We start from the raw sequence: 14,281 nt of genomic DNA on the forward strand, positions 1-14,281 counted from the left end.
CCCTCCGGCGGACAAACTACAGTACAATGGTCAGAAACCGCCGGGCAGGGAGTTGGGCAACATTTTATGGCATCAGTAATATCACCGATTGCGAAAGAGAGTGAGACGCGAGTGGATGGTCGCGTCAAGTTGTGCTTTGCCGTACTTTCCTGTTTGGGGGGGATGACACTTGCTGGTGATCCCGATTCTCTGACATTCGCACTGATCGCTGTTTTCTTTTCGATCTTTGGCTATGTATTTGTCGACTTGTTAGCGTTCTTTTCGCTCCCGTCGTTGATCGCCTATCTTGCGATGGTCGCTGCAGCGATCTATTGCGTGGCCGATTTTGTTGTCTACGATCCCAATACGCGAACGCGTTTCGCATTCGATTTGTATCAGGGTGGAGATCGACATCTTCTGGCGGTCTCGGAATTGTTAGTGTTGGTGCAGTCCATCTTGATGCTGCAGGTCAAGACGCGGCGAGTGTGCGAGCAATTATGCGTTTTTTGTTTGCTTGAGTTGATCGTGGCGGCGGTCTTCAACAACGCAATTTCGTTTGGGTTGTTGTTGGTGCCGATTGGGTTTGTGGCGGCGTACGGACTCGCATTGTTGTCGGGAGTTTCGGCGAACGACGCGGGACAATCGCTACGGGATCCACGAGTGTTGCTGTCCCCAAATCGAGAAGGGGGCGATCCTGATGGCGTCGTGCCTTCTTCGGTTCCAGGCATGTCTCGCACCATTCTTGGCGTTGTAGTTCCCGCGGTGCTGTTCATCGGAGCCACGTTCTTTTACGCAATTCCAAGGACGACTGAGTCGGCGAATATGGGCCATCGCGGGAATGCTCTGGTCGGCTTTAGCGATACGGTGCACTTAAAGCAATTTGGCCAAATGTTGCAGAGCAATGACATTGCACTTCGTGTTTGGATGACCGATCGGGCCTCTGGAAAGCCGTACCGAACGATTGGTGGGTTATATCTTCGCGGCCGTACGCTCGAAAAATATCACGTTCAACGTAAAAAAGGCGAGATGATCGCAGATTGGTCCTCGATACCCGGTGGCGTTATTAGCAATTCCCAGTTGTTGCCAAACGAATATTTTCCACCGCGAAATAGTGATCGCAATTTTTACGATTCGGTCAACGTGCGAATTGATTGCAAGTCGATGAGCAGTGCATCGTTATTTGCGATTGCCCCGTACTACCGAATCGACAGGCAAAAAGAGGTAGTGCATCAAGTGGAGCGTTGGACGCTTCGGCGACGGGAGGCAACTAGTTCTCGTCACCCTCCGATTCGATACTCGTTTGGCACCAATTCCATTCGCGATGGTGTGCAATCCGAATTGATCGCACGGTTTGCTCCGGGAGAGATTGCCTATGCGTCTCGGGTTGCGGTAAAAAATAACAACGGGATCGGTGTTCGGAGGTCCGAGAAAACGGTCAATCCCGAACGAGACTTTCGGCAAAGGTATCGTGAAGAATTGTTGCAATTCAGCGAGAGGCGGATGCCGACGATTAAATTAATGGCGGATGCGATCGCAAGTAGTATGCCAGAAGAAGATCGAGGACCGATGGCGCTGGCCCGCGTCTACGAAGAGTTTTTGCACACGCGTGGCGGTTTCCAATACACCTTGAACCTCGATGCGTCGACCAGTTCGAGTGTGGATCCAATCGAAAAGTTCGTCGCAACCGACCGCCGCGGACATTGCCAATATTTTGCTTCGGCATTAGCAATGATGTTACGCAGCCAAGGCATTCCGGCTCGCTTGGTGGTTGGTTACCACACCGGAGATATCAACGAGCTTGGACATTATTATGTCGCTCGGCAATCGCATGCCCATGCTTGGGTAGAAGCGTTGATTGACGAAAAGGATATTGATCATGTCGTGTATGGGCAACCCAAAGCAACTCAGTATTGGATGCGATTAGATCCAACGCCCGGGGGAACGAACTCGCAGGGTGATACGCAGGGCGTCAACAGCGTGATTGACTTGGCCGAAACGCTTTGGAAAGGATATGTGGTCGACGTCAACCCAAACGCGAGCGCCGCATCAGGCAACGGAAACTCAGCAATGACGCCGATTGCTCAGTCAAGATACATGTTGACGACTTGGCTGAAAAATATCATGGACCAAGTCCAAGCGGGCAAGCTTGGCGGCGGAGCGTTGTCGGCACACCGAGATTTTTCTTGGATCGCCGCGTTGTTTGGAGTGATCGTGACGCTCGGCGTATTCGGTTCGGTCCGCGTTTTGACGGAACTGCGTGACCGGACGAAAACGCCGCCTCAACAATCTCGCACTCGCCCCACGCTCGCATTTTATGCCGAGACGCTCGATAGTTTGATGCGTTGCGGTATCCGTCGCGGCAATGCTCAGACACCTGCCGAATTCGCCGTGCTTGCCGATGCCGAGTTGAACCAAGGCCTTCGCCCGCCCGTGTCGACATCAAGTTCGACGGCACGTTCGCCCCTTCGTGTCTTGACGGATGCGTTCTATCGACTACGTTTCGGGCCAAACAAGGCAAGGGCATCAGACGACGCGGGTTCGGATTCAGAAACGATCCAGCGAGCGTTGCACGAGCTCAAGCTGCAAGTGCAGGCTCGGTTGACGAATCCTACCACTGGCAAGCCTTCCCACCTACATTCGACCGAAACCAAAGAGAACGCATCGTGATCGTAGCCATTGATGGCCCAGCAGGTGCTGGAAAAAGTAGTATCGCGCGTCAAGCCGCCCAGGAATTGAAGTTCGATTTTCTCGATACCGGAGCGCTCTATCGCGCGGTAACTCTGGCGACGATCCGTGCCCAGATCGATTTCGAAGACACACAGGCGCTTGTGAAAGTTGCTAGCGAAGTGGAATTGGAATGGGATGGCGACATTATTCTTCTCAATGGAGAGGATGTTTCGGGGGCGATTCGTTCGCCGACTGTTACCGATGCCATCCGCTTTTTGGCGGACGAGCCCGAGATTCGACGCCAATTGTCCGCGCAACAGCGTCGTATCGCCGAAGGACGTGACATCGTTACCGAAGGTCGAGATCAGGGCGCCGAGGTTTTTCCCGAAGCCGAGTGCAAGTTCTTTTTGACAGCATCACCGGAAGTACGTGCCGAACGTCGCCTGGAACAATTGAAAAGCGAAGGGCGGCATCTGTCTTTTGAGCAAATTTTGACGGCTCAGAATAAGCGAGATCTCGAGGACGAATCGCGACCGGTGGGACGTTTGCGAGCTGCCGAGGACGCAATCGTGCTGAACACCGACGATATGACACCCGAGGAAGTGTTGGCCTGGGTGCTCAAGCAAGTTCGCGAAGTGATGGAAAAACGCCAAACGCAATGACCCGCAGTCGGAGGTTTCCGTAGCGCGCGCGGTGTACGCCCGGGACGGTAAAAGTTTAGTCCTTTCGTGGTTTTGCAGTAGCGCAACCTTTATGCGACCACCAAAAATTCCTCGTTCCCAGGCTCCTGCCTAACGCCGTGAACGATTTTTTTTAAAGCCTTCGTGCTTCTTTGGCGTAGCGGAAGTCGTCAAGACTTTCGTCCCGCAGCAAAATACCTCGAAACTCTTGACGAGTTCCGCTACGAAATCGTTCTCGGCGTGAAACTTTGTTTCACAGCATTTCTATTGACTTTGAAATGCGGGACGGGGTATCAGAGCGTTCATGAACCACTCCGAAGCGATCACCGTGCGACGCCCCCAGCGGTGGGACAAGCCAATGGATGCGTCGATGAACGACGCAGACGTGGCATGGCTGCGCTCGCGTGAACCATTCGCCTCGATGGATCTAAAATCGTTTCCTCGAACGACGCCACTCGAAGGCATCCTGCGGAACGATTGTCGCTTGATTCGTTGCGAAGCGGGCGAGGTCCTGGTGCGTGAAGGCGACTACGGCAACAGCGCCTTTCTTGTCATCGCAGGCAGCGTCGGTGTGATGGTCGATTCGCTGTCGCAAGAACAACTAGGGCGGACTCCGCAAGAAAAGTTAAGCTGGCCCGAAGCGCTGCGACGATTCATGTTCCGCAGCCCTGTTCCCGAAGCCCGCGATCCCCACCAAGTCATTCCAACGCGGACGAATTCATCAGGAACGATCCGCACGCTCGATGACCGGCAAGCGATTTTCTTGCAAGATTTCGATCTGGTGATGCGTGAACACGAGCACGTCTCGCTCGGCCCAGGTGAACTGTTTGGCGAAGTCGCTGCGATGTACCGTTCACCGCGCACGGCGACCGTAATCGCGGAAAACGAAGCAACGTTGCTGGAAATACGCTGGCAAGGATTGCGGATGTTCCGTCGTGACAAGGCGTTTGCCGATACCTTGGATGCGCATTACCGCGAACAATGGCTACCGGTCCATTTACGAGAAATCCCGATCCTTCGCTATCTGCCCGAAGAGAATCTTCAGCGAGTCGCCGCTGCGACAGGGTTGAATTCGTTCGGTCGGATGGAATGGGACAACGACTACAAGCGTCAACGGTCTTTGCCATTAGCCGATCAAATTCGTTCCGAACCGGTTGTGGCTGAAGAAGGGCATTTGCCAACGGAATTGGTGATCGTTCGTAGCGGTTTCGGACGCCTTTCGCAGAGCTACGGTGCATCGCATCGAACCACCGCTTATCTAGGCAAAGGCCACATCTTTGGGTTCGAAGAACTTGCCTACAATTCACTTCGGCAACAAGCTTTGCCTCCCAAAACGTTGCAGCGTTCTCTGCGAGCAATCGGGTTTCTCGACACGCTTTCGATTCCTGCGGAAGTTTTTGTGGATGCGATACTGCCTCATATCCGTCGCAGCGAATTGCCCGAGTCTGTCGCCAAATTGATGGCTCGCACGGGTTCGGCAACCACCGACACCGAACGACGCACGCAGACTCGCTTGCCAAAGTCAAAACGTGACGGCGGCAATGACTTGCCCATTGTGACCGGGACCGGATTCCAGCAAACAGAACTGCTCGAGTTTGTGGTGCAAAATCGCTTGAACAATGGCCAAGAAGCGATGGTCATTGATCTGAATCGATGCACTCGGTGCGACGATTGCGTCAAAGCATGCGCCAGCGTGAATGACGGCAATCCACGATTCGCTCGCCAAGGTTTGATTCACGATCGCTTGCAATTCGTGCAAGCGTGTATGCATTGCGAAGATCCTGTGTGCATGATTGGCTGTCCCACCGGATCGATCGCGCGTGACGTGAATACCGGGGTGGTCGCGATTCATGAACCGATCTGTATTGGCTGTGGCACGTGTGCGAATGCGTGTCCTTATCAAAATATTCAAATGGCAAGTATTCGTGATCGCAGCGGAAAACCGTACTGCGATTCGACAACGGGTAAACCGATCACCAAGGCGACCAAGTGTGATCTGTGCAGTACCCAGCCCAATGGTCCTGCGTGTGCATCGGCTTGTCCGCATGACGCCTTGGTTCGTATTGATTTGACCGAGTCGGCGCCGCTAACGCAGTGGCTCGATCGCCGGAGTTAGCACCCATGAAACCGATTCATTTTCGAACGCGACGACGTCTCTCTGTGATTGTGACTTTGATCGCGATTGCGATTGTCGTGACGATCAGTCGTTGGCAACAAAACCGGCTAGGACACGCAAGCTACTTTACCGGATTCACGCTGCTGGCGACGTTGTGCTTGTTGATGCTACTAGGAATTCGGCGGCGGTTGCCTGTTTTGCCACTTGGGAACGTCAGTACTTGGACGCAGATCCATCTGTACAGTGGGCTGTTCGCTGCCGGAGTCTATGCGGTCCATGTTCCCGCACTTATCGCCGCAGGACAATTTGAATGCACGCTATCGATATTGTTTTTGATCGTCTCGGTGAGTGGCTTTTACGGGTTGTACGCAAGTCGCACGTTGCCGCGGCGATTGACCGCCGTCAGTGGCGAGTTTCGCTTCGAGCAAATTCCATGGCACCGCAACGAGATCGCCACCGCCGCCGGTCGGCTGATCGATGGAAACGGCGACGAGGCTGCGGTGACGGTGTTGAAATCGTTTTATTGCAAAGTGCTGAATCCGTTTTTTGCGTCCTCGCCAACGCTTGCCTACGTCATGTTGCCAACCGGACATCGCCGACGGCGATTGTTGTCGGGTTTAAGCGAACTCGACCGCTATTTGGAAAACGAATCGCGATCAACTGCCGGACAATTCGCCTCCCTCGTCCGCAAACGTGATGACCTTGATTATCAGTATGCGTTGCAATTGCGTCTGCGGTCATGGGTGGTCGTTCACAGCGTGCTCTCCTTGCTGCTCTTTGGCGGTGCGATCATCCATGCTGTCGTAGCGCTGCGTTTTACTATGTAGCCGACTGATTGACTGCTCGCTTCTGCAACGCCATTTCATTTGGCTCATCCGTTCGACGATCCACCCCGCCAACGACATTCTGATACGATGCCTCGCGAAAACGTCCATTTGCCCAAGCCGCCAACGATCGATCGCCCCGGCGATCATTGGGTTTGCGGTGTCCATGCTTCAGGCAAAAAATGCCCGGCGGGTCCAAGTTCGTTGGGCACATGTCCATTAGCGGAACCCTGTTGCCCTCGGCGAACGTGGCTCAACCGCCGCAAGGCATTGGGATTGGTTGTCGTGGCAATCGCGGTTGTCATGCTGCTGATGATCAGTCAGGGAGGATTTGTTTCTGACTATTTCAAGCCGGGCGAATTGATTACGCCACACGCACAGATCTTGGCAGGCACGCTTAGCGAAAAACGATGTGCGGCCTGTCATTCGCAAGCATCGTTGGAGCCGTCATCGTGGTTTCGGCTCGGGGGTGCTGGGCACGACCACGTGTCGCAAACGGATCGCTGTTTAGATTGTCATCACAGCACGATTGATCGCCAATCGGCTCGTTTAGCTCACAATTTGCCCCAGGAAGCACGCCAACAAATTCGCATGCTTTCACTGCGATCGTCCACAATCTCGGCGACTCGCAATATCCGTCACGCGGGAGCCACGATCGGCGTCGATCAAGAGCACCTCGAATGTGCTGCGTGCCATCGTGAACATCGCGGAGCCGATGCCAATCTGATGGTGATGACGGATGCCCAATGCCAAACATGCCACAGCGATCAATTCGGAAGTTTTGCGGCGTCACACCCGCAATGGGCCGATTGGCCCTACGGACGTGGAGGCAAAATCGCGTTTGATCATTCCTCTCACGCGATGAAACATTTTCCTGCATCCAGCAATGGCGGCGCTGCAACCGAGTTTCGTTGTCTCGACTGTCACGTCAAAGATGAGAACCACGAACTGAGCCGTGTCGTTCGTTATGAATTTGCCTGCAAGTCGTGCCACGACGAAGCGTTGCGGTTGGAATCGGATCACGGCGTCGAGTTGTTCGCATTGCCGACGATCCCTGAGTCGCAGTCCCTTGAAATCCAGTCATGGCCTGTCGCTGCGACGGGGTTCTTTGATGGCACCGTTGCTCCGCTAACCGAACTGTTTTTGCGAAACGATCCCGATGTCGCTTTCGCGTTGCGAATGATCGAATTGCGGGACTTCAGCCGCCTCAATACCAACTCACGCGATCAATCGGTTGCTGCTACGATCGTTGCCGCCGCGCATCGTCAGCTTTTGGCAGACATTGCCAAAGATGGGCAAGCGGCTTTGCTTGAACGAGCCAACGCGACCGCGGTATCGTCGCCAGCGTTGACAAATGTGATTCGATCGATCCCACCGCAAATGTTGTCGGACAGCTATCGGATGTGGTTTCTAAACCCTGGCAATCGTGTCACCGATGCCAAGCAACGAGGAAACCAGAAACAACTGTTCCGCACTGTCGCCACGTCACAAAATTTGCTTGCACCAAGCTCGGACGACGACTTACTGCTTAGCGACGAGATCAGTGGCGGTGACGATTTGCTTACAGGCGATCTGCTGGCCGACGATTTACTTAGCGACGATGGCTTGCTAGGTGATGACGATCTGCTCGGTGCGGATCCACTCGTAGCGGATCCGCTGGCAGACAACGGAGCGGAAACAGGTGCGTCGGCCGCACCGGATGACGATCGCTTTGACCCGAGTCGCATGCTTCGCGTTGGCGGCTGGTACCGCGATGAATTGAAGATGGCGATCGTCTATCGAGGCAGCGGGCACGCGGATCCGGTGGTCCGGTCTGCAATCGAAACGCTCGGCGCGTTGCCCGCGAACGATCCAATTCGCAAACGGATGCTTGCCAACAGGACGGTCGCCGCGTGTATCACATGTCACCCTGCGGCCTCGCAAGGTGCCGGGAATTGGTTGAGCACGCCGTTGGTGGGCCAAGGCCGCTCGTTCACAAAATTTTCGCACAAACCGCACATGAATATTGCTGGTTTGACGGACTGTGTGCATTGCCACCGCGTCGGCGAGAGCGGGCTCGATTTCGAGCCGATCAAACTCGAGGCGTGTGCAAGCTGCCATACCTCGCACGGAGCTGGCGAATCGTGCACAAAATGCCATCGCTATCACGTCGATTCGTTTTGATGTGATGTACATCCCCGTAGCGAAAGTCGCGAAGACTTTCGTCCGTCCTCGCGGCCCCGAAACTCTTGGCGAGTTTCGCTACGGAAAATTACGTTACGCGGGATAAAACTGGTTGATTGGGCCGCCAGCATCCTCGATGTCGGTTTCCGCTAAGAACAACTGCCCCGCGTTGGGACATTTCGCCTTTGCTTCGGCGTTCATGTTTTCTACCGCAGTCGTGATCACCAATTGAATCTTGCCCTCGTGCCGAACGAGTGCAGGACATGTGTTTTGCGGCGACCCGGCAGTTTGCCACTCACGCACTAGATTGCCCGAAGCGATGTCGTACATGCGGGTCGTTCCAAAGTCGGCAACATCCGGCAAGAACATGGAGACGATGATCTGTTTGCCATCCGGGGTCAGAATTGCTCCGTCAGGGACCGCGGGATCTTTAGTCAGGTCGATGACGACCGTGGGATCGCTGAGCGTCCCGGCGTCAATGTCCAAGTCGTAACGGACGATTTGGCGAGTCGGCGAATCGATGTCATACAGACTGAGCGATCCGTCAGCGTTTTTGACGATCGATTTTCCGTTGCTGCAAATCTGGTCGTCTCGCAAGCGAATCAGTTTCGAGTCGCGACCACGATACAAGTAGAGTCCTGCCTTTTTCGTGGCAAACTCGAGGTCTTTGGTCCCGAAAACCAAATTGTTCTCATAAAAAGTACCGTCATTGATGATCGTATTTTCGACGTCGCCGTCGATACCATCCTGAAACGACTCAAAGATTCCCGTCGCAGTGTTAAAGAAACCAAGCGAACGCTCGCAACCGACAATGAATCGGTTCGCGGTCGTACAGGGAAACGCGAATCCTGGCCGCCCCGGCAAGTCAAATGACTGGTTTGTCTGAGTCGCCAGATTGTACAGATTCAGCGAGCCATTTTTCGAATCCGATCCGTGTTGGATTCCCACCCACGAGAATTGGCTGTCGCTGAGGGCGAACGGGCCTTCGGGCAAAAAACGCAATGCATCGGTTGTGGGGACACTGAGTGCGGTGGCTTGGTTAGTTTCAGGCATGATTTTGAAAATTTTGGTATCGGTGGATGACAGTTTCATCACGGATCATTCCGTGACCCTAACGCTCGCATAGTGTGCCATTTTCTTGACGGCGAAGAAACCAGGCCGATTCGCGATGATTAAGACATACTCTATGATGCCGATGAAGCAGATTCACCCTTATTTCAATCCATCATGCTGCGGATTGCAGCACGGATTTTGTATCGATTCGAGGAAGATAAACGATGTCACTGAGCATCATGCGACGATTTACGTTCTGTGCGGGCCACCGATTGGTCGGTCACGAAGGCAAATGCCAGAATTTGCATGGGCATAATTATGTGGTGGAAATCTATGTCACCGGCCACGAGCAGGACTCGGTCGGCCGCATCTTGGACTTCAAACTGTTGAAAAAACGGTGCAAGGGATGGCTGGATGAAAATTGGGACCACGCGTTTATCTTGTGGGATCAGGACGAAAATGGACTCGCCGCAATCCGCTCGTCCGAGCCTCATCGCATCTACGAATTGGCGTCCAACCCGACTGCCGAAAACATGGCGCTGCATTTGTTGAACGAAGTGTGTCCCAAGATTCTAGAAGGTACCGGCGCTGCGGCCTTTAAAGTCCGATTGTGGGAAAGTGAAGAGACATGTGCCGAAGTGGACTTGGACCAGTAAGCTTTTTTCCGAAAGTGGCAGCTCGAACTAACAAACAAAAAAACGGCCCATCCCACAGATATCTCTGTATAGGACTGGCCGTTTAACTGACGCTGTTTAGTTGAATAGGTTCGGTACGTTGACTCGCCAGCGATCAAAACCCTCGTACCTAGGCAGAAGCCCAACGCCGTGAGCGATTTTTAGGCTGGAAAATTACAGCATTGACGTTTCGTAGCTACGCTCGCCAGAGCGTGGATTGTTGGCGTCAAACGCGAATCACCACCTTCTGGCGAAGGTAGCTACCAGGAAATCCTTCACGACGTTGGGCACTGCCATGGAACGCACTGCACCCGAGGTTCCGCCTTGTCTACCAAGTTCAAGCACACAGAGCCTGCAAGGCAGTCGGTTCCCAGGCAAAGCCTGAGAACCAGAAATTAAGATGGAACTTACTCGCATCAACCTGATTAGTCATGTCGCTGCGATCGTCAAAACGCGGCGACGAAAGTAGTGTTACTTTTTTTAACGCCTAACTTCTTTTCCGTAAAATCGTTGGGGGTGGGGATTACATTGACGGGGCGGAGTGCGCTGACAACCGAGTGGAAACCATCTTTCAGATTTTTGAACTCAGTCGATTCACCTGGATTCAAAATGCGTCCGCCAAGTTTGGTGAAGTTGGATGCGTTCGCGTTTTTCAACGCATCGCTTGGGTCAACACTTACATAGGCGACCTGTTGGCTGTCGTTGTTGACACGAATCTTTCCTAGCTCTTTACTTCCGCCTCCGCCTGCGGTGGCAACGGACGGAACAGCGAATGCGATCAACGCAGCAAGACATAGTTTGTACATCTGAGGACTCTCTTTGTTTGCGATACAGGGATTGAAACTTGGAGTGAAAACTAGCTGAGGACCAAGGCTGCTTGATTAACAAGTTCCGAACTTTGCGGTGACTTGCAAATTCACTCGGCACCTTGGGGGGAACGCTTCGAGACCGGTGAATACTCCTTTCAAGGTGGGCGAACTGAGGTTGGGGAGGGAACGTGGGTGGCGTGTTGGTGTTGTTGGCCAAATGTTGCTAATGACCAAAAACTTCGTTAACCGACTCGTGACCATAGCGAGAGCACAAGGCGCCAATCAGGTTTTCGTCGGTGGATTCAGTCAAAAATCTCACCGCACCATCGGAAAACGCGACCTGCGCCCCGCCTGGGTGAAAACTGAAAATTTCGCCGCTATTGTCGATATTAATGCCACCGTTGTCGTGAGAGATCGTGTTACGGCCATCGGCCCACAATCCGTACGACTCCGGCAGCCGATCGACGACCTCACATATGAAAATGGTGTAACTCGTGCCGTCGATGATTTCAGGTAGAGATACCGGGTTTAACCTTCGAGGCGACGACGAAATCAGAACGCCGTTGTTTAAATCGACTCCCGCTTGAGCACGCTCGGATGCCAATGCGCTGCCCATCATGCCGGCGTAGTCGGTATCGCCCTCGACGTCCAAGACGGATGACGGACAGCGGAATGTGGGGATAACGGTCTTGCTGAGGGAGGCATTTAGTGGGTAGGCGTCCCACGCAAGTTTGCGATTGTAGGACGAAGCGATTGCCGTTTGCTCGATGTTGCCTAGGATCGCGGAACACCATGATTGGTTGCGTAGGCCTAAGCGATCATTGCCGAGGGGAAGCGTATTAAAAGTAGCATGGAACTGATGCAGCCCCAAAGCTTGTTGGTGCAAGCGATTTGAACATTGTGTTCGTCGTGCAGCTTCGCGCGCTGCTTGAACACCGGACATGCTGAGCGATAAGAGTACACCGATGATGCTGATCACTACTAGCAATTCAACGAGCGTAAAGCCGCGTTGACGCCGGGGATTCATTGCTCGACATCCACTCGGGTTTGTCGATGCAGTACTGACGAATCGGTTGAAATGCTTGGGTGCCATGGCTACCACACGCTCTCAGCGTCACTCCGTACTTGTTTTTAGTTCCCCACTGCAGAACGCATAGGGTGTCCCTAGTACTCCTGAGTTTTGTATCGTTAAGTTATATGATTTGCAAGTAAAAGGTTGGCAAATTTCTACAATTATAAGACACAGAAAAAAACACTACTGGAAATAGTAAGTCCTCAATACAACGCACACATTTAAAAAAAAGTAGTGAGGTTTCGAGGCACATCATTTGCGTTCCTACCAACTGGTTCCGTTCGCACACATTCCTTACAGATTGTAAGAAGTGAGGCAGGAGTCTTTCAGTACATTGGCCGTTTTGGCGCTAGCGGCTTTTTGATTTAGTGAGCCGCTCGCGCGCGAGCGGCCGGGGTCCACGCATTACCCGGTGCCTTACGGCCCATGGCTCACTTATGTGACTTTCATTTCAATTAAATCAACAGCCCGCAAGCCACGGTTCCGGCGCTGAACCGGGGCTAGCGCCAAACGGCTAACGGGATTTTACCCAATGATTCCTGCCTACCTGGTTAGTCCCTCGTATGTGTCCGATGGCATGGAGCGTGCCTAGAACGATACGGTAGTTACCGTCGACAGCTGGTTGATATCCATCGAATCAGTCAACGCTTTGGCGAGCATGGCTACGGTGTGCATGGCGACGTCGATTTTGGTCGGGCGTCTTCTTTGACGACCCACTACGCCAATGATTCACACCGCATAGGGGCATCTTAAAATCCTCGCTCAGATGCCTGTCGCTCTTGCCGTCGGTTCCGAGTCATTCGCCGAGGGATAGGTCTTGATCGACGATGGTCAATTTTTCATTAAACGAAGTTCTTCGTAGAAAGGGGACAGGTGCACACGCCGGAGCCAGTCTTAGCCTCGCTTTCGCGTTGCACGTTGTCTCTGGCTGGACGCAACGTCTCTGGCTGGACGCAACGTCTCTGGGCGGACGCAACTCGCATTCGCGTCGCAATCCCGTACAATGTAATTTCCAATCGCTAACGCGATGCCAACCACTAACGCAATAAACGGGATCCCATGAATTCCACTGCCCCCAAAACCAGTCTTGAGTTCCGTGGCTCGCCTCTCGTTATTGGTGAAGTACTGCTCGATCATTTTCCTGATGGACGCAGTATTCTTGGCGGAGCTCCGTTTAATGTGGCATGGAATCTGCAGGGGTTTGGTCGCAAACCGACGTTTGTGTCGTCAGTAGGTGATGACCAAGAAGGAAAACAAATCAAAGAACGAATGGCGAATTGGGGTATGAAACTTGACGGTCTGCAAACCAACCCGGAACATCAAACGGGGGCGGTCCAGGTCTCGCTCGAAAATGGGCAACCCTCTTACGAGATTGTCTTCCCGCGTGCCTACGACTTCATTCAGTGCCCCGAAGTAAATCCTTCGTCCGGCGACACGGGAAATACTTTCGGATCGAGATCATCGGCTTACGAAGAACACTCGGTTTTCTATCATGGCACGCTCGCGTGGCGAGGCGAGCAAACGCGTGACACACTGAAGCATTGGATCGCAAATTCGACCGCGTCTCGCTTTGTCGATATTAATATTCGTGAGCCGTGGTTTGACGCGAAATGGTTGCCCGAACTGCTTGAGGGAGCTGACTTCGTCAAGTTAAACGACGAAGAGCTTGCAGGTATTACGGGAATGCCGTGTGAAACGGATGATGATGTCAAACGGGCGGTTGAAAAAGTATCAAGTCTGTATGGCGCTGCGGTGGTCTACTTTATCACATGTGGTGCACGGGGTGCTTACGCGATCACGCATGACCAGACCTATTTTGCATCGGCTCCGCCACCGGAATCGATGGTCGATACGGTGGGCGCGGGGGATGGTTTTGCGGCAGCCACGATTGATGGGATTTTGGCGGGGATTTCCTACCAACAAGTCATCGATCGCGCCGTTGGTTTCGCGTCGCGTATCTGCGGTCTGCGAGGCGCCACCTCGAACGATGAGTCGATCTACCAACTGGAATAAAGAGTCAATCGCACACGAAGGGTCAGCCCCGGACCGTCAAACGCTGGGTAAGGTGCGAGCCTCGGCCCCAATTGCGTCGGGGATGTTAGCAATACGGCACGAGTTCTCTGGTTGCGACGTGTAAAACGTTGGAAAAACAGGAGCCGACGTCGTTCGCTGCAGTGATGGGGACATCATTTTCGATGCGCCGCACGCTACAATAGCGACTTAGCAATCCCCACTCAATCATTG

At 53.4% G+C, this 14,281-nt stretch carries 10 protein-coding genes; 7 read left to right on the top strand and 3 right to left on the bottom strand.

The features are described 5' to 3' along the window. Positions 1 to 66: 66 nt before the first annotated feature. The 5 genes from SH528x_RS14275 to SH528x_RS14295 all read left to right on the top strand — a co-directional run bounded on the left by SH528x_RS14275 (position 67) and on the right by SH528x_RS14295 (position 8,429). Positions 67 to 2,646: a transglutaminase TgpA family protein gene (locus SH528x_RS14275; RefSeq protein ID WP_442511186.1), complete on the top strand. Its 2,580-nt coding sequence runs from the start codon at positions 67 to 69 to the stop codon at positions 2,644 to 2,646. Beyond that, entirely contained in the window at positions 2,643 to 3,308 is a 666-nt protein-coding gene (cmk, locus tag SH528x_RS14280) for a (d)CMP kinase (RefSeq protein ID WP_442511187.1), read from the top strand. Before SH528x_RS14275 ends, cmk begins: the two co-directional genes overlap by 4 nt. 322 nt (positions 3,309 to 3,630) lie before the next feature. Next, the gene (locus SH528x_RS14285) at positions 3,631 to 5,442 is read left to right on the top strand and encodes a cyclic nucleotide-binding domain-containing protein (RefSeq protein WP_442511188.1); all 1,812 of its coding nucleotides are present in this window, start codon (positions 3,631 to 3,633) and stop codon (positions 5,440 to 5,442) included. A gap of 5 nt (positions 5,443 to 5,447) precedes the next feature. Further along, the gene (locus SH528x_RS14290) at positions 5,448 to 6,269 is read left to right on the top strand and encodes a hypothetical protein (RefSeq protein WP_442511189.1); all 822 of its coding nucleotides are present in this window, start codon (positions 5,448 to 5,450) and stop codon (positions 6,267 to 6,269) included. A gap of 87 nt (positions 6,270 to 6,356) precedes the next feature. Continuing rightward, the gene (locus tag SH528x_RS14295) at positions 6,357 to 8,429 is read left to right on the top strand and encodes a cytochrome c3 family protein (protein WP_442511190.1); all 2,073 of its coding nucleotides are present in this window, start codon (positions 6,357 to 6,359) and stop codon (positions 8,427 to 8,429) included. 93 nt (positions 8,430 to 8,522) lie between these two features. On the opposite strand, the gene SH528x_RS14300 is transcribed toward SH528x_RS14295, so the two are convergent. Further along, the gene (locus SH528x_RS14300; RefSeq protein ID WP_442511191.1) at positions 8,523 to 9,521 is read right to left on the bottom strand and encodes an SMP-30/gluconolactonase/LRE family protein; all 999 of its coding nucleotides are present in this window, start codon (positions 9,519 to 9,521) and stop codon (positions 8,523 to 8,525) included. Positions 9,522 to 9,706: 185 nt separating this feature from the next. Between SH528x_RS14300 and SH528x_RS14305 the strand changes: the two genes are divergently transcribed. Then, positions 9,707 to 10,138 (top strand): 6-pyruvoyl trahydropterin synthase family protein, encoded by a 432-nt coding sequence (locus SH528x_RS14305; RefSeq protein WP_442511192.1) that lies wholly within the window; start codon positions 9,707 to 9,709, stop codon positions 10,136 to 10,138. 464 nt (positions 10,139 to 10,602) lie between these two features. Here the strand turns inward: SH528x_RS14305 and SH528x_RS14310 are convergent, their stop codons facing one another. Then, on the bottom strand, positions 10,603 to 10,962 hold the full coding sequence (locus SH528x_RS14310) for a hypothetical protein (protein ID WP_442511193.1): 360 nt from the start codon (positions 10,960 to 10,962) through the stop codon (positions 10,603 to 10,605). A gap of 226 nt (positions 10,963 to 11,188) precedes the next feature. Next, positions 11,189 to 11,992, bottom strand: a complete 804-nt coding sequence (locus tag SH528x_RS14315; protein WP_442511194.1) for a DUF1559 family PulG-like putative transporter — start codon at positions 11,990 to 11,992, stop codon at positions 11,189 to 11,191. Between the two features lie 1,104 nt (positions 11,993 to 13,096). On the opposite strand from SH528x_RS14315, the gene SH528x_RS14320 reads away from it, so the two are divergent. Continuing rightward, positions 13,097 to 14,050, top strand: coding sequence for a carbohydrate kinase family protein (locus tag SH528x_RS14320; protein WP_442511195.1), 954 nt, complete (start codon positions 13,097 to 13,099; stop codon positions 14,048 to 14,050). Positions 14,051 to 14,281: the final 231 nt, after the last annotated feature.

The sequence above is a fragment of the Novipirellula methanifontis genome, assembly GCF_052161655.1.
Lineage (GTDB): Bacteria > Planctomycetota > Planctomycetia > Pirellulales > Pirellulaceae > Novipirellula.